Origin of the sequence: Sinorhizobium mexicanum (assembly GCF_013488225.1) — a bacterium.
Taxonomy (GTDB): domain Bacteria; phylum Pseudomonadota; class Alphaproteobacteria; order Rhizobiales; family Rhizobiaceae; genus Sinorhizobium; species Sinorhizobium mexicanum.
In genome coordinates this window covers 1,697,253-1,713,727 of record NZ_CP041238.1, presented here as the reverse complement: position 1 = coordinate 1,713,727, position 16,475 = coordinate 1,697,253, and the positions used below count along the sequence as shown (strand labels likewise).

Here is a 16,475-nt window from a genome sequence, read left to right as displayed (position 1 = left end):
AGCGAAAAGGCGCATGAAACCGGCCTAGAAGAGCTCGGAATAAAGTCGCTCGATCTCCGATACGGATCTGGGCTCCGGCGGATGGTCTTCGTAGCTGATATTGGATTTGTTCCAGTCAAAACCTCCGCCTTCGGCACGCAAAGCCGAGGACGGTAGATCCGCATGAACAGCCTTATCCTCGTCGAGGAAAACGCTGACCAAGGCCTGGAAATTGGCTTCCACGTCGAGACCACTTTCGGCGTCGTATTCAAGCGATCGCAAACCGGCAACAGCTGCCTCGCGTGTCCCGAAATAGCGCAGGCTGTTCTGGTCCTCCGGACGAAGACTGTCGTAATAGTCGATAAAGGCTCCATAATAAGCCTTGTAGTCGCCGGTCTCCGCGAACCTGCCAAAGGCCTGGTATTCGCGTGATGCCAACTGGGGCGAAGGATTGTTGTTCCACTCATCCCTCGTTAGAGGTGGCAATCGTTCCGGCGATTTTTTCGTTCGACTGAGATAGAGGAGTGCGTCAGCCGAAAGAGAGATACGCGGCGTTGGATCGAAGAAACCCGTTTGCGCGGCTTGCGCGCCGTTTTCATCCTTGTTGCCGGTTGCGACCTGGCCGGCCGAACGCCCAGCGAGATTGCCCAAGCCGTCGCCGGCCGTTGCCGCAGTCAACCTGTTTGCAATCTGCATCTGCCGTCTCCGTCATATGCACGATCCAAGAAACGCAGAACAAGCGCGTATCGCGCCTAAAATCCGTCGTGCTGCTCTGGCCTAGGCCGGCAAGCTTGCGCGAAACTGGATTTTGTTAAGAGTCCGTTAACTGTTCACTTCCCGAGAAACGGTGAGACGCAGCCTGGCCAGCGGGAATTAACCCGCAACAACGATGATTTCCGAACTCTGCTGGTGAAATGCCCCGCCTTCCCAGTCCGCGGCCTATGTCGAGAACGCGCGACGCAGTGGACGCCAGCTTCAGGTAGAAATCCGTGTCTGGCCCCGCGGGATTAAGGCGATCGTAAATTGCGGCCAATCTCTCGTCTGTATAGATAAGTTCGGCCATGCACGTCAGAGGAATGATGCAAGTTGCGGCACGATCGGAAGGTAAGGCGCGTCAAACAGATCCTCGCGATCGAACCGGCTGCCGGTACGATTGACGCGAACGATCCGGCACAGCGTTTCGCTCATCATGATCGGGACCAGCAATGTACCGCCGGAGACCAGATGGTCGGAAAACATGCGGGGCAGGCTGTTGAATGCCGCAGTTATCAGGATGCGGTCGAAGGTGCCCTCACCTGGCACACCTGCGCTGCCGTCGGCCTGCCTGACGACGACGTTGCGAATGCCCGCCTTCTCCAGGTTCTTTTGCGCCGAACTCACCAGTGTCTGATATCGATCGATCGTCAACACGCGTTCGGCAATACGCCCCATCACCCCGGCGGTGAAGCCGCTGCCTGTGCCGACTTCCAGGATACGCTGCCCCGGCTTGATGTTGAGGCAATGCAGCAGTCGCGCGGCGAAATCATAGCCTTCCATGAACGACCCGCAATCGAGCGGTATTAATCGCTGGGAGTAGGCCTCCGCCTGGTATTGCGGCGGAGCAAAATGGCTGCGAGGCGTCTGTTCCACCGCCTTCAGCAGATCATGATTCGCCATTCCTTCTCCGCGCAGTCGCAGCACCATCGCTGCGAAGCCCTCCTGCTGCGAAACGCGTCCGTTCAAGCGACAGTCCCTTCCCGCAATGCGCGTGCGATGCGATCCTGGACGGTATAGTCGGTCATATCCAGTTTAAGCGGAGTTACTGAAATCCTGTTCTCGCGCAAAGCGTGGATGTCGGTTCCAGCCCGAAAGTCCCCCGAGCGCTCGCCGAAGCGCAACCAGAAATACGGAAATCCGCGACCATCGACGCGCTCATCGATGCTCAATCCGAATTCGAGCTTCCCCTGCGACGTCACTTCGGTGCCGGCCACTGCGTCGGCGGGACAATTGGGGAAATTCAGATTGATCAACGTTCCGTCGGGCAATGTGACGTTCATCAGAGTACGGATGAGCGCCGGCGCATGGGTCTCGACCACATCCCACGCTACGGTCCTTTCAGTCGTATGCTGATAGGCTTGGCTGAGGGCGATCGAACGGATCCCTTGCAGAGTGCCTTCGATGGCCCCGGCGACCGTTCCGGAATAGGTGACGTCATCGGCAAGGTTCGCTCCGATGTTCACTCCCGAAAGGACGAGGTCCGGCTTGCGGTCGAGAATTTGCCGCACCGCCATGATCACGCAATCCGTCGGCGTTCCCCGGAGGGCAAAATGCCGTTCCGAAACCTGACGCAAGCGCAAAGGCTCGGAGAGCGTCAGCGAATGGGCGAGACCGCTCTGATCCACTTCAGGAGTAACAACCCACACGTCGTCCGAAATCGTCCGTGCGATCCTCTCCAGCACGGAGAGCCCCTCGGCGTGAATGCCGTCGTCGTTCGTCAGCAGGATGCGCATTCCGGTTTTCATCCGCTTCCTCGCGCTTAGGCGGCTTTTTCGATGCGCCGTTGGCCGCCCATATAGGGAACAAGAACATCCGGCACCGTGACGGAGCCATCTTCGTTCAGGTAGTTCTCGATGACGGCTATCAGCGCTCGGCCAATCGCAACGCCGGAGCCGTTCAGCGTGTGAACGAACTTCGTTCCCTTCTCCTCCTTGGTGCGGTAGCGCGCGTTCATGCGGCGTGCCTGGAAATCGCCGCATACCGAGCAGGACGAGATTTCGCGGTAGGTATCCTGGCCGGGCAACCAGACCTCAAGGTCGTAGGTCTTGCGCGCGCCGAAGCCCATGTCGCCGGTCGAGAGCGTCATGACCCGATAGTGCAGCCCCAAGCGCTTCAACACCTCCTCCGCACAGGCGGTCATCCGCTCGTGTTCGTCAATCGAGGTGTCCGCATCGGTAATCGAGACCAGCTCCACCTTGTTGAACTGATGCTGACGCAGCATGCCGCGGGTATCGCGTCCGGCAGAACCGGCTTCCGAGCGGAAGCACGGTGTCAGGGCGGTAAACCGCAACGGCAGCTTCTCTCCTTCGAGGATCTGCTCGCGAACCATGTTCGTCAACGGAACCTCCGCCGTCGGGATCAACCAACGTTCATCCGTCGTGCGGAAGAGATCATCGGCAAACTTCGGCAGCTGCCCGGTGCCGTACATCGCCTCGTCACGTACGAGCAGCGGCGGCTGGATCTCGACATATCCGTGCTCCTGCGTGTGCAGGTCGAGCATGAACTGGCCAAGCGCCCGTTCGAGGCGGGCAAGCTGCCCCTTCACGATCGTGAAGCGCGAACCGGCGATCCGCGCGGCACCCTCGAAATCCAAGAGCCCTAACGCCTCGCCGATTTCGAAATGCTCGAGCGGCTTGTGGTTCCAGGTCGGTTTTGCACCGACGATCCGTGTCACGACGTTGGCCGCCTCATCGGCACCGACTGGGACGTCGTCGAGAGGGACATTCGGAATGCGCGACAAGACATCCGAAAGCTCGGCCTCGATCCGACGGCTTTCTTCCTCGACCGCGGGCATGGTGTCCTTGAGGTCAGCAACTTCGGCCTTGAGCTTTTCAGCAAGTTCGCTGTTCTTCTGCGCCATGGCCGCGCCGATCTCCTTGGAGGCGGCGTTGCGGCGCGACTGCATGTCCTGCAGCGATAGAAGAATGGCGCGCCGACGCTCATCAAGCGCGATCAAGGACTGAGACAACGGCTCCGCGCGCCGTTTCGCTAGGGCGTCATCGAGCGCAGCGGCATTCTCACGGATCCATTTGATATCGAGCATAATCGTTCCACGCGTTGTTTACAGCACGAGTTCTCCTCAAACCGGATCCGATTTGAGGAGAACTCGTGCAGCGATTCAAAGTGCTACAGCAACCTTTGTGCGTCCGAATGGATGCGCGTGCTGTAGGTCACGGCGCGAGAACGTCAGACGGTCAGCCCTTCGCGGGTCCGGTCGTCTCGGAGGAACTTTCCTGCGAAGAAGCGATCTCGCGTGCGAGAGCGTCTCTCTCGCGCTGCCTTTCGACGAGTCGCGCCGTATAGATGGAAATTTCGTAGAGAAGGATGGCTGGCAGTGCAAGACCGATCTGGGACACCGGATCGGGCGGCGTCAAAACGGCCGCGACGACGAAGGCGATGACGATCGCATATTTGCGCTTCTCGGCGAGCCCCTGAGCCGTGACGAAACCGACGCGCGCAAGCAGCGTGGTGATAACAGGCAACTGGAAGACCAGGCCGAAGGCGAACACCAACGACATGATCAGGCTCAGATATTCCGATACCTTCGGCAGGAGCTGGATTGAAACCTGCCCTTCGCCGCCGCCTTGCTCCATGGCCAGGAAGAACCACATGACCATCGGCGTGAAGAAGAAATAGACCAGCGCGCCGCCGATGAGAAACAGGACCGGCGAAGCGATCAGAAACGGCAGGAAGGCTGCGCGCTCGTTCTTGTAGAGTCCAGGAGCGACAAACTTGTAGACCTGCGAGGCGATCACCGGAAAGGCAATGACCAGAGCGCCGAACATCGCAACCTTGATCTGGGTGAAGAAGAATTCCTGCGGTGCCGTGTAGATGAGCTCGACGTTGCGATGGCTGAGGCCGGCCCAGCTCACAGCCCACTTGAACGGCAGGACGAGGAAGTTGAAGAGCTGCTTGGCAAAATAGAAGCAGACGAGAAAGGCGACAAAAAACGCGCCGATCGCCCACATCAGCCTCGTGCGCAACTCGATGAGGTGCTCGATCAGTGGCTGCGGCCGGTCCTCGATATCGCCGCTCATGCGTCACCTTTCTTGCGCGAAGTCGCACGCGCCTTCTGCGTCTTGGCCTCAGTCTGCCGCTCACCAGTTGACGAGGCTTTCTTTACCGGCGGCTTGGTCGCCGCTTTCCCGGTTGTTGCGGCAGCAGGCTTCTTCGACGGCGCAGGCGCGGCTTTGGCCTTGCCGACTTTCTTCGCCTTCGCTTCAATCTTCGGTTCGTTCGCCGATGCAGCAGAAACCTCAGCGAGTTTCGCCGCGGTTTCCACTGGCGCTTCGACCTTCACCGCCTCGACCGCAGGCTGCACCGGTTCCGTTGGCGCAGGTTTGTCCGGCGTCGTCGCCTTCTGCAGATCGGACTTGATCTCGTTTCCGAGCTGGCGCAGCGGATTCATGGCGTCTCGCAGCGCCGCAGTCGGATTGAGACTTTGCGCATCGCTGAGCGTCTTGCGCACCTCATCCAGGTCGGCTTCGCGCAAGGCCTCGTCGAATTGATGGCGGAAATCCGCGGCCATCCCGCGCATCTTGGACGTCATGCGCCCAAAGGCCCGCAGCATCGGCGGCAGATCCTTCGGTCCAACGACGACAATCAGGACGATTGCGATAACAACAAGCTCGGTCCAGCCGATATCAAACATCCAACGTGCCCTAAAAAACCGTGATGCGATCGACCGGGTGGAATAGTCCGCCCGGTCTCGCCAGCTTTTGCTCGTTAGCGGACTTCGTCAGACTTGTGCTCGACGGTCTTGCCGTCGATCGTCTTGTCGGTCGGAGCGGCGTCGTCTTCGCTCATGCCCTTCTTGAAGCTCTTGATGCCCTTGGCAACATCACCCATCAGTTCCGGAATCTTGCCGCGGCCGAACAGCAGCAGGATCACCACCAGGACGATCAGCCAATGCCAGATGCTAAAGGAACCCATGCACTTACTCCCTAAGGGCCTCATTCAATCAGAGCCCATCACGTTGTCATTTTTCAGGCGTGCCGCCGGCAAGCCCTCATTCCTGATGGACCCTAGGATGTTGAGGCGTCTTTTTCAAACAGCAATATGTCGCGCTCACTAACGGAAAGCGTTACGTCACGCAATCCTTGCGGCAACAGATCGGCGCGGATACGTGCTCGCACTGTACGCTCGAATTGCGGTACGGCAAGCTCCAACAGTTCCACGACGCCCAGAAAGCGCCTCGACAGGATGCGCGCAGGAATGTCGCCGCCCTCCTCCGTGAGGTGAACGCCGGAAAGCCTCACCGCGACGCTCAACGGCTGTCCCTCCTTGTAATGCCCTGCGGGCACGTCTCCCAGCGGCGTTTCGACGCGGCCGTCCCGCACGCGCGCATCAAAGACATTTATCTCGGAAAAGAACCCGGCCGCGAACAGGTTGCGCGGTTTGCGATAGAGCTCATCGGCCGTACCGACCTGAACCAGACGCCCGTCCTTCAACAATGCGATGCGATCGGCCATGCGCATCGCCTCCTCGGCGTCATGGGTCACGACGATCGCCGTCGCGCGGGTCTCGCGCAATATGGCGAGCGTGTCGGCGCGGATTGAATCCTTGAGGCGGGAGTCGAGGCCCGAGAACGGCTCGTCCATCAGCAAGACCGCAGGCCGCGGCGCAAGCGCTCGGGCAAGTGCCACGCGCTGCTGCTCGCCCCCCGAAAGCACATGGGGATAACGGTCGGCGTAATGCAGGAGGCCAACACGCTCCAGTGCCGCATCCGCCTGGACCAGCGCCTCCTTCTTGGGCAGGGCCGTCAATCCGAAGCAGACGTTGTCGCGGATCGTCATGTGAGGAAAAAGGGCGAAATCCTGGAACATCAGGCCGACGCCGCGCTTCTCGGGCGGGAGAAAGACCGACGGGCCGGAAATTTCCTGTCCGTTGAGGAGGAGACGACCGCCGGTCTGCATCTCGATGCCTGCCGCGATGCGCAGCAGCGTCGTCTTGCCCGATCCCGAAGGACCGAGCAGGCAAAGCACTTCGCCGGCCTTAGCCGTGAGCGTGACGCCCTTGATCGTTTCCTTGGAATGATAGCGGTGGCTGATATCCTCGAATGCCAGGCTCGCCGCGAATGACACTCCGGACCGTCGCGTTGCCATGACGGCGCCGTTGTATGCGTCTGAAACCATGCTCATTCATTCCTTGAACCGGAGGCCTAGCGGCGAAACGCCGGCACCCGGGTCTAAAGCCGATATTCCTAGTCAGGATTTTAATCGTCTTCTTCAGCCTTCGGTGTCAAGAGGCCGAGTTCTTCAAGGTCCATTTGCGTAATGGGATCCTCGTTCTCGGAGAGCTCGTCTTCGCCGGCGGGAACCGGAATGTGCAGGTTCGAGGGAATGCGCCCGGACAGCAGGCCTGCACCCTTCAATTCTTCGATACCGGGGAGATCGCGAATTTCTTCGAGGCCGAAATGATCGAGGAAATCCCGTGTCGTTCCGAATGTGACGGGCCTTCCCGGGGTCCGCCTGCGCCCGCGAAAGCGCACCCAACCTGCCTCCATCAGCACGTCGAGTGTCCCCTTCGACGTCTGCACACCGCGTATGTCCTCGATTTCCGCGCGGGTCACCGGCTGGTGGTAGGCGATGATCGCCAGCACCTCGAGGGCCGCCCGCGACAATTTCTTGACTTCCTGTTCGTCCGTCTGGACGACGAAGGAGAGATCGGCAGCCGTGCGGAATGCCCAGTGGTCGGCAACCTGGACAAGATTGACGCCGCGCGAGGCATAAAATGCCTTCAATCGCGCCATGATCCGCCCGGCGTCGGCGCCACGGGGAAGCCGGCTCGCGATATAGGTCTCGGAAACGGGCTGAGCCGATGCGAAGACCAGCGCCTCCGCGATCCGTTCCGCTTCCCGCTCAAGCCTCGGATCGAGGGTAACCGCCTCGTGCGCCTCCTCGTCGTCGGGCATTCCTGGCAAGTACTTCTGCGCTTCAGCCACGCGCCGCCTCCATTTCCGCCAGGGTTGCCGCATCGATCGGCTTTGGTCCACGCCGCAGATAGATGGGCGCGAAGGCACCGTCCTGCCGGATCTCCAGTCGTCCTTCGCGAACCATCTCGAGTGATGCGGCAAAGGAACTCGCGATCGCCGTCGCGCGTTCTTTCGGGTTCGTCAGGTAGCGGATGAGAAAATGATCAAGCGCCGTCCAATCGTCGAGACTGCCGATCATCCGCGCCAGGATCAGGCGCGCATCGGCCAACGACCAGACATGGCGCTTTTCGATCGTCACCTGCGTTATCGCCTGACGCTGCCTGAGACTCGCATAGGCGGTCAGCAGGTCGTAGAGGGACGCGTCGTAACCCGACTTCTTTTCGGCAACGATATGTTCCGGCGCGCCGCGCGCGAAGACATCGCGGCCGAGCCGGTTTCTGTTGACGAGGGTTGTCGCGGCATCGCGCATGGCTTCGAGGCGCTTCAGCCGGAACGCAAGCGCCGAAGCCATCTCCTGGCCGGAGGGGCCCTCATCCTTTGCCTGTTGCGGGAGCAGCAGGCGGGATTTGAGATAGGCAAGCCACGCGGCCATGACAAGGTAGTCGGCGGCAAGCTCGATGCGGATTGAGCGGGCGCGCTCTATGAAGGCGATGTATTGTTCCGCAAGCGCCAGCACGGAGATGCGTGAAAGATCGACGCGCTGACTGCGCGCAAGGTGCAGGAGCAGATCGAGCGGGCCCTCGAATCCGGCAAGGTCGACGACGAGGGCTTCCTCGTGCAGTCCGCGATCGGCAGCCTCGTCCCACAAAGGCTCCATCGGCGCCTTCGTGCCGGCTTGTCCCTGCCATTCGCCCGTATTGCTCACCAACTTGCCCTTCCGCCGCCTTCCCTTGAAGCGCCTGGCGTTCAAATGAACGTACAAAGGACGCTCCAGCACTGGTTCTAGGATGCTCTAGGCCAGGACGAACATCGCGTTGAACTCCGCCCTCAGCGCATCCTGGTCCGCATTGTCCGGTTTCCGGAACGCCGCCTCTGCGGCCCTTGCCCGGCGCAGGCGGTCGCCCGACAGAACCGGAACGACATCCGCGACCGCCCTCATCTCTTCCATTATGCCATGACAATGCAAGACGAGATCAAGACCGGCGCCAATAATGCCGCGGGCGCGAGCGGCCATGTCCCCGGCAAGCGCATTCATCGAAACATCGTCCGACATCAAAAGCCCGTCGAAACCGATGTGGCCGCGAATGATTTCGCCGACGACCTTCGGTGAAGTCGTTGCCGGATTGTCGGGATCGATCGCAGTAAAGACCATGTGCGCTGACATGGCCATGGCTTCGTCCTTCATGGCGATAAAGGGAAGAAAGTCGGTTCGCTGCAATTCTTCGAGACCAGCTTCCACAACGGGCAGTTTGTGGTGTGAGTCCACGAACGTGCGGCCGTGGCCAGGCATGTGCTTCATCACCGGCAACATGCCGCCCGCTTTCAGTCCCTCGCTGATCGAACGGCCGATTGCGGTCACTGTCTCCGGATCATGCCCATAGGCGCGGTTGCCGATCACGTCATGGCTGCCCGGCACCGGCACGTCGAGAACCGGCAGGCAATCGACGGTGATGCCGAACCGCATCAGGTCGAAAGCGTGGAGACGCCCCATGAGCCATGCGGCGCGCAGACCTTGCTCCCGGTCGCGGCGATATATCTCGCCGATCGCGGCACCGTTCGGGTATTGCTGGACCAGCGGCGGCCGGATGCGCTGGACGCGGCCGCCCTCCTGGTCGATCAGCACCGCGGCATTCGGATTGCCGATGCTGTCGCGCAGCGCGGCGACAAGATCGGAGATCTGATTTTCCTCGCCGATGTTGCGGCCGAAAAGGATGAAGCCCCATGGGCGCTCGCCATCGAAGAACCGACGCTCTTCCGCGGTCAGGGAAAGGCTTTTGCAGCCGGAGATAAATGCTTTTGATTCGCTCATCCCAGAATCATAGTGCGCGCACCGTTCGGCGCGAAGTCACAAAGCTACAGTTCCTCGAACATTCACAGACAAAACGTCACTTCAAAAGAAAAGAGCGCGACATTTCTGCCGCGCCCGCCTTGTTGATCTTACCCGGACTTACTTCGTGACCAGGCAGCTTCCGCCGGCGCCCTTATAGCGAGAGCAAAGCGCATTGGCCTCCTCCCGAGAGCCGGCCGGAATACGCACGCGATAGTAGGTCCCTTTGCCGGCGATCTCGGCCTTGCGAATGTCGACACCGCGGCCGCCGATGACGCTGGCGAACTTCGCGGAGAGGCTGTTGTAGCTCTTCTGCGCTTCGGCTTCAGACGGCAGCGAGGCGATCTGGATCACGTAGCTGCCGGCGGGCACCGATGCGGTCGCAAGCGGTGCGGCCGGCGCTGCGTTCGCCGTTTCGATCGCGGGCTTGTTTGCCGCCGGCGTTTTCGCAACGTTCGCAGCGGCAGCGGCATCGGCCTGGCCCGTCGGACGCGTCTGTGGCACAGGGGCTGGTTGGCCACCGATCGCTGTTGTCTTCACGCTACGGACCGCGACCTCCTCCACGGAAGCGTCGCTCGGCGCGGCCAAGGCAACCTTTTCGACACCGGCCGCCGGTTGCTCGCTGGGACGCAGCTCAGATCCGGCATCCGCGACAGTTGCCTCGCCCTTGGACCCCGCGGCCGCGGCCTGTCCGGAAGCGGTCGCAGGAATAGATTGACCGACACTCGCTGTCGCGTCGTTCGCCGGCGGAGCCACCGGCTCTTCGCGGGCGACCAACGTGCCGTCGGGCTTGACGATCATCGTGCGAACCTTGCGCGGCGCCACCGCAGGAGCTCGCTCCTCCTCGGCCGTCGCGGCATCGCTCGTATCGCCGTCGGGCAGCAGGCGCGCCACTTCCTCTTCATCCGCCGGCGCCGTCACTGCCTCGGCATCATCGCTGCCTTCCAGCGGCAAAGTCTCCGGCGTCAGCGTTTTCTGGACCACGTCCATCGGCTCTTCGGTCGAAGAGACCAACGCCTCCTGGCGCGGGGCATCGCCCTGAGCTCCAGCAACGCGATCGTAGACGGCCTTGTCCTGGTTCGGCACGGTCTTGCCGCCCTTCTCTTCGGGAACGACCTTTACCGGGTTCTTGTCCGCCAGGATGATCTTCGGACCGTCTCCGGTCAGGGCGGCAGTGCTGCCCCCCATCCAGGCATAGACCCCGGCACCACCGAGGATGATGACGCCCGCCACGCTGGCGGCCAAAAGCATCGTGCGCTGGGAGCGGCGGCCATAGCCCTGCTCCACGTATTCCGAACCCCGATCCAGTCTTGGTGCCACGCGCTCCGTGTGTTGTGTCGCCTGCTGACGTTCAGCCATCGAACGCTGGAAGTCCTCTTCCATCGCCTTTTCGAATTCGTCGAAATCATCGGCTACCGACGCCTGGGGACTTGCCTTCGCTGCGGCTGGAAGTACTGCTGCCGTATGAGCGCCGTGATCCTCGACGCGCGAACCGTCCCGAGGCGCCGCCGCAGGGATTCCGAAAAGCTGCGCCATTTCCGCGTCGATATCGAGATCGTAGTCGGTCGCATAGGCGGCTGGTTTTTCTTCAACTTCCAGTGCCGGCAACTGCGGCACGTCGACGTCCGCGATCGGCGCCACGCCGCTTTCCGGCTCGGCGATCATTGCGGGATCGAACGGCAGCGCGCTTTCGGCGGGTTCTTCTTCCTCTGCAATCACCTCCGTCGATGCCCGCGGCTCGTCGCGGCGGACTTCGGCTTCAGCCGGAACCGACAGCGCCTGCAGGAACGGCTGCGCCGCCGGTTCGATCAGTGCAGGATGCGCAACGACTGGCTGCTCAGCTGTTGCCTGGACGGCTTGCTCTGCATCAGCCGTCTGCGGCTCGATATCGAGGGCGAGATCCGACAGCTCCAGCTCGAAATCCTCGATATCGAAGCTGGGTTCCGGCTCGACCGCGGCCACTTCCTGAACGGGCTCCGGCGTTGCCACTGGCGAAGCGGCTGGCGCCGCAGGAATCTTTGCGACCACAGGCTCGGCGATCGGAGCAGCAAACGCGCGTTGCTGCGTTGCGCCGGAGGCGGACGCGACCGGCGTCGCACGGCTGAAGGTGGGCTTGAAAGGATAGCTGCTCTTCTTTACGGGTGCAGCATTCACAGGCGCAGCGGGGCTCGCATGGAGCGCCGGATGGGCCTCAACCGCTGCCGCCACCAGACCTGTCGCGACCGGCACGGGAAAACGCTCGACATCAGCAAGCAGCTGATCGACGTCATCCTTGGAGTCAGACCGGCCCTCTGCCGGCGCTACGGCCGCATTGACAACCGGCGTAGCCATTTCCGCGCTTTGCCTGGCAAGCTCATCCGCCATGTCAACAAAGACCGCATCCAAGCTCGTCGCCGGTTCGCCGGCCCGAGCGGCGGCCGCGGCATGAAGCGAAAGCGGTACGTGCATGGCCTCAAAGGCGGGCGCATCGAACGCTTCATTCCGCCCCGAGTGCAGGCCACCACTCGTGCGGCTAGCTCCGGACCCCTGGGACTCTTGTGGGAGAGACAGATCTTCGTAGCCGAGCGAAAGTTCAAGCTCGCGCTCCAGATCGACCGCCGGATCGATCTCCGCGAGCTCGGGGACACCGACGACATCGAGCTCGGCCGACGTCACCGCATCGGTAGCGGGAGCAAGCGACGCGAGGTCGCTGTGTTCAGCTTCGACTGGTTCGGAAACCGGAGAAACGCGATCTTCAACCGCGGCAACAGCGTGCTCGGCAACCGGCTCAACGGGAGTGGGCGCGTCGGCATGGTGCTGCCCCACCACGCCGCCAGCGACCGGATGCTCGACAAGCCCGCTGTCCGGGTGAACCGCAACGGCACGCGGAGCGTCATAGCTGTCAAACTCGCGAAGAAGCTCTTCCTCGAGGTCGAACGCGGGATCCCGCCGAACGGCCTCTTGATGCCGCTGCAGTTCCTGCAATTGCTGAACGGCTGGCCGAGCATCGTAACCGACAATGCGGGCAAGTTCGCTCAACGGATCGTCGTCGGCCAATACATCGAATTCTGCCGGCCCGCTTCGTGCGAATTGTTTGTCTGCCATACTCTCCACTCACAATTGCCTGCGTTCGTTTGCCAGTGCATTGTGGGGAAATGGTGACAATACTTACCGCATCTCTTCCGGCGCTGAGGTGCCTGTAATAGACAGGCCTGACTTCAGTACCGAGGCGACAGCATGCACCAGCCCGAGTCTGGCAATGCTTAATTCTCGGTTCTTATCGTTAACAAAACGTAATGCCGGATTTTCTTTACCTTTGTTCCAGTGTCCGTGGAAGGCTGCGGCAAGATCATACAGATAAAAAGCGATTCGGTGAGGCTCCTGCGAGAGTGCCGCCGCCTCGACGACGCGGGGATATTCTGCGAGCTTCGCGACAAGCTGCATCTCGGCAGGATCAACGATCGCTCCAGTCACTGCCGCGGCAAGATCAAGCGCCGAGAGATCAAGATCAGGCAACGCTTCTGCCGCCTGGCGGAACACTGAGCTGCAGCGTGCATGCGCATATTGTACATAGAAGACCGGGTTATCCTTCGACTGTTCGGTCACCTTGGCAAAGTCGAAGTCGAGAGGCTCGGTGTTCTTCCGGTAGATCATCATGAAGCGGACAGGATCCCGTCCAACCTCTTCGACGACGTCGCGCAGCGTTACGAAGTCGCCGGACCGCTTGGACATCTTCACCGGCTCGCCGCCGCGGTAGAGCTTGACCAGCTGGCAAAGCAGCACCGTCAGCTTCGCCGTCCCGCCCGACACGGCGCGCGCCAGTGCTTCCAGCCGCTTGACGTAGCCGCCGTGGTCGGCGCCAAGCACATAAATCATCTCGTTGAAGCCGCGGTCGAACTTATCCTTGAAGTAAGCAACGTCGGCGGCGAAATAGGTATAACTGCCGTCTGACTTGATGAGAGGGCGGTCGATGTCGTCGCCGACTTCCGTCGAACGGAACAACGTCTGCTCGCGGTCTTCCCAATCTTCCGGCAACTGTCCCTTTGGGGGCGGCAGCGTGCCCTTGTAGACATGTCCCTTGAAAGTCAGGTCGTTGATCGCGGTGCGGATCCGCGTCGCATTGTTGTCGTGCAGCGTCCGCTCGGAGAAGAAGACATCATGATGGACGTTCAGCGCAGCCAGGTCCTCGCGGATCATCGCCATCATCGCGTCGATCACGCGCTCCTTGACGAGCGGCATCCACTTGTCGTCCGGCATGATCCGGAGGCTTGTGCCGAATTCATCCGCCAGCGCCTCGCCCACCGGTACGAGATAGTCACCCGGATAAAGGCCTGGCGGGATCTCCCCGATGTCTTCGCCAAGCGCCTGCCGATACCGCAGGAACGCCGAACGCGCCAGCACATCGATCTGTGAACCCGCATCGTTGATGTAATACTCCTTGGTCACGTCGTAGCCGGCAAAGGCGAGAAGATTGGCCAGCGCATCGCCGACAACCGCACCGCGGCAATGCCCAACGTGCATCGGCCCCGTCGGGTTGGCGGAAACGTATTCGACATTCACCTTGCGCCCCGCGCCGACGGTGCTGCGGCCGTAGTCGGTGCCGGCCCTCACGACGGAGGCCAGGAGCTTCTGCCAATAGGGAACCGACAAGCGGACGTTGATAAAGCCCGGTCCGGCAACGGTAACCTCGGTGATTTCCGGATCCTGCCTGAGTTTCTCGACGATAAGGTCGGCAAGCGCGCGCGGATTCATACCCAGCGATTTTGCGAGAACCATGGCGGCATTGGTGGCCACATCGCCGTGACTTGCATCGCGAGGCGGTTCGATATTGATGCGCCCGAAGTCAAGTTCGGATCGCTTTCCACGCACGATATCAAGCGCTTCTAGAATATTTTTAATTCTTGATTCGAAGTCTGTGAAAAGGTTCATCTGATCCGTCCGCTTTTTCCAGCCTAACTGGAGAATGGCGCAAAACTCAAAAAGGAGGCCGGGTTCCTACGAACCTGCAGCCTCCGGGCGGGGGCGTCACTAGCGCAAATCAGGCGTGTGGTCAAACAAGCGCCTGTGCGCACTGATCGCGAAAGTGTCCGTCATCCCGGCGAGATAGTCTCCCACGTGGCGCGCCCGGACCGGTTCCGCCATGCCGACGATCTGGTCGATCCAGTAGTGTTCCTTCATCAAGAGCGGATCGGCCATGAAAGCACGATAGAGATCGGTGACGATCGAGGCTGCTCCCTGCCGCACCCTCATCACCTCCGGGTGCCGGTAGATCCGGGTCATCAATAGATGTTTGATCTGCCGGTCGGTCTCGCTCATCTCTTCCGAGAAGGTGGCGATCACCTTGCCCGCCTGCCGCACGTCGCCCGCACTTTGCGGCCGGACTTCACGAAGACGCGTCTGGGCCACGCCAATCACGTCCTCCACCATCGCAGTGATCTGGCGCCTCATGATCTCGTGCGTGAAGCGGCTGCTTTCCAGTCCCGGATAGCGCTCATGGACCTCGCGCATCAGCCGCGCGAGGAACGGAACCTCCTCCAGCATCTCGAAGGTGAGATATCCCGCCCGCAGCCCATCGTCTATGTCATGGGTATTGTAGGCGATGTCGTCGGCGATCGCTGCGACCTGGGCTTCGAGGCTTGCAAAGCTCGCAAGCTCGAGATCGTGCAGGACGCAATAGTCGAGAATCGGCTGCGGGACCGGGCCGCGCGTGCCCTCGCCCGCCAGAGTCATCAGCGGGCCGTTGTGCTTGACGAGACCTTCGAGGCTTTCCCAGGTGAGGTTCAGTCCGTCGAATTCCGCGTAGCGTCGCTCCAGCTTGGTGACGATGCGCAGCGACTGCGCGTTGTGATCGAAGCCGCCATAGGGTTTCAGCACCTCGTGCAGCGCGTCCTCGCCGGTATGCCCGAAGGGCGTGTGGCCGAAATCGTGCACAAGGGCAACGCCCTCCGCGAGATCCTCGTCGAGCTTCAGGGCGCGCGCCAGCGCGCGTGCGATCTGCGCAACCTCGATCGTATGCGTAAGGCGGGTGCGGTAGTGGTCGCCATCCGCAGCGATGAATACCTGCGTCTTGTGCTTCAATCGGCGAAACGCTGTCGTATGGACGATGCGATCGCGGTCACGCTGGAAATCGGAGCGTGTCGGGCTTCCCGCCTCGAGATGGAGCCTGCCGCGCGTAGCCCAAGGATCCGACGCAAAGACGGCATGCTCGCCGTAACCGAAGCCGAGGGCCTGTCTGTCGAAAGTCATTTCTCACCTGTGCCGGCCGTCCCATTGACGGGACATTCAAGCCTTCATACCTATAGTGTACGCTACAGGAAAGCCGCGGCGAACTGTCGTGAGGGTCCTGATGACAGATCAATGGTTTGGTAGCAGGATTTCGGGCCGATTTTTCGACTGAACTCTCGCAAGGCCAGGCGCGAAAACGAATCTCTCCGGTTCTTGACCCCGGCAGGAGGCATCTATGACACAGGAAACAGTGACCCTTTCCGATGCGGCTGCCAAGCGCATCGCCGCAATTCTCCAGACGGAGAAGAACAAGAACGCGATGCGTGTCTCCGTCGAAGGTGGCGGCTGTTCCGGTTTTTCTTACAAATTCGATCTGGTCGACGCTGAAAACGATGACGATCTGGTGCTCGAAAAGGGAAGCGCCAAGGTTCTGATCGACAGCCTGTCCCTCGTCTATATGGGCGGCTCGGAAATCGATTTCGTCGATAACCTGCTCGGCCAGTCCTTTCAGATCAAGAATCCGAATGCCGTTGCAAGCTGCGGCTGCGGGACGAGCTTTTCGATCTGATGAAGGTCAGCACTTCACCTCCTGGAAGCAGGCCCTACAGCGCCGTG

General features: G+C 61.0%; 15 protein-coding genes. 1 reads left to right on the top strand and 14 read right to left on the bottom strand.

The window, feature by feature from the left end; translation table 11 throughout:
- Positions 1-24 precede the first annotated feature (24 nt).
- The 14 genes from FKV68_RS08120 to FKV68_RS08055 form a co-directional block, all read right to left on the bottom strand.
- Positions 25-675 (bottom strand): biotin biosynthesis protein BioC, encoded by a 651-nt coding sequence (locus FKV68_RS08120; protein WP_180940996.1) that lies wholly within the window; start codon positions 673-675, stop codon positions 25-27.
- Positions 676-1,047: 372 nt separating this feature from the next.
- Entirely contained in the window at positions 1,048-1,701 is a 654-nt protein-coding gene (locus FKV68_RS08115; RefSeq protein ID WP_180940995.1) for a protein-L-isoaspartate(D-aspartate) O-methyltransferase, read from the bottom strand.
- Positions 1,698-2,468, bottom strand: a complete 771-nt coding sequence (gene surE, locus FKV68_RS08110) for a 5'/3'-nucleotidase SurE (RefSeq protein WP_180941442.1) — start codon at positions 2,466-2,468, stop codon at positions 1,698-1,700. Before surE ends, FKV68_RS08115 begins: the two co-directional genes overlap by 4 nt.
- A 26-nt stretch (positions 2,469-2,494) precedes the next feature.
- Positions 2,495-3,778, bottom strand: coding sequence for a serine--tRNA ligase (gene serS, locus FKV68_RS08105; protein WP_180940994.1), 1,284 nt, complete (start codon positions 3,776-3,778; stop codon positions 2,495-2,497).
- Between the two features lie 151 nt (positions 3,779-3,929).
- Positions 3,930-4,772, bottom strand: a complete 843-nt coding sequence (tatC, locus tag FKV68_RS08100) for a twin-arginine translocase subunit TatC (RefSeq protein ID WP_180940993.1) — start codon at positions 4,770-4,772, stop codon at positions 3,930-3,932.
- Positions 4,769-5,386 carry a Sec-independent protein translocase protein TatB gene (gene tatB, locus FKV68_RS08095; protein WP_180940992.1) on the bottom strand — a complete coding sequence of 206 codons (618 nt, stop codon included), beginning with the start codon at positions 5,384-5,386 and terminating at the stop codon, positions 4,769-4,771. Before tatB ends, tatC begins: the two co-directional genes overlap by 4 nt.
- A 74-nt stretch (positions 5,387-5,460) precedes the next feature.
- Entirely contained in the window at positions 5,461-5,667 is a 207-nt protein-coding gene (locus tag FKV68_RS08090) for a twin-arginine translocase TatA/TatE family subunit (protein ID WP_180940991.1), read from the bottom strand.
- A 92-nt stretch (positions 5,668-5,759) separates the two neighbouring features.
- Entirely contained in the window at positions 5,760-6,869 is a 1,110-nt protein-coding gene (locus FKV68_RS08085) for an ABC transporter ATP-binding protein (protein ID WP_180940990.1), read from the bottom strand.
- Between the two features lie 80 nt (positions 6,870-6,949).
- Positions 6,950-7,678, bottom strand: coding sequence for an SMC-Scp complex subunit ScpB (gene scpB, locus FKV68_RS08080; protein ID WP_180940989.1), 729 nt, complete (start codon positions 7,676-7,678; stop codon positions 6,950-6,952).
- A complete protein-coding gene (locus tag FKV68_RS08075; protein ID WP_180941441.1) occupies positions 7,671-8,486 on the bottom strand; it encodes a segregation and condensation protein A in 816 nt (271 codons plus the stop codon). Before FKV68_RS08075 ends, scpB begins: the two co-directional genes overlap by 8 nt.
- 135 nt (positions 8,487-8,621) lie before the next feature.
- Positions 8,622-9,638: a beta-N-acetylhexosaminidase gene (gene nagZ, locus FKV68_RS08070; protein ID WP_180940988.1), complete on the bottom strand. Its 1,017-nt coding sequence runs from the start codon at positions 9,636-9,638 to the stop codon at positions 8,622-8,624.
- A 138-nt stretch (positions 9,639-9,776) separates the two neighbouring features.
- On the bottom strand, positions 9,777-12,740 hold the full coding sequence (locus FKV68_RS08065) for an SPOR domain-containing protein (protein WP_180940987.1): 2,964 nt from the start codon (positions 12,738-12,740) through the stop codon (positions 9,777-9,779).
- A 63-nt stretch (positions 12,741-12,803) separates the two neighbouring features.
- Positions 12,804-14,564, bottom strand: a complete 1,761-nt coding sequence (gene argS / locus FKV68_RS08060; RefSeq protein ID WP_180940986.1) for an arginine--tRNA ligase — start codon at positions 14,562-14,564, stop codon at positions 12,804-12,806.
- A gap of 99 nt (positions 14,565-14,663) precedes the next feature.
- Complete coding sequence (locus FKV68_RS08055; protein WP_180940985.1) at positions 14,664-15,881, bottom strand: deoxyguanosinetriphosphate triphosphohydrolase; 1,218 nt, start codon at positions 15,879-15,881, stop codon at positions 14,664-14,666.
- A 214-nt stretch (positions 15,882-16,095) separates the two neighbouring features.
- On the opposite strand from FKV68_RS08055, the gene erpA reads away from it, so the two are divergent.
- Positions 16,096-16,428, top strand: coding sequence for an iron-sulfur cluster insertion protein ErpA (gene erpA / locus FKV68_RS08050; RefSeq protein WP_180940984.1), 333 nt, complete (start codon positions 16,096-16,098; stop codon positions 16,426-16,428).
- Positions 16,429-16,475: the final 47 nt, after the last annotated feature.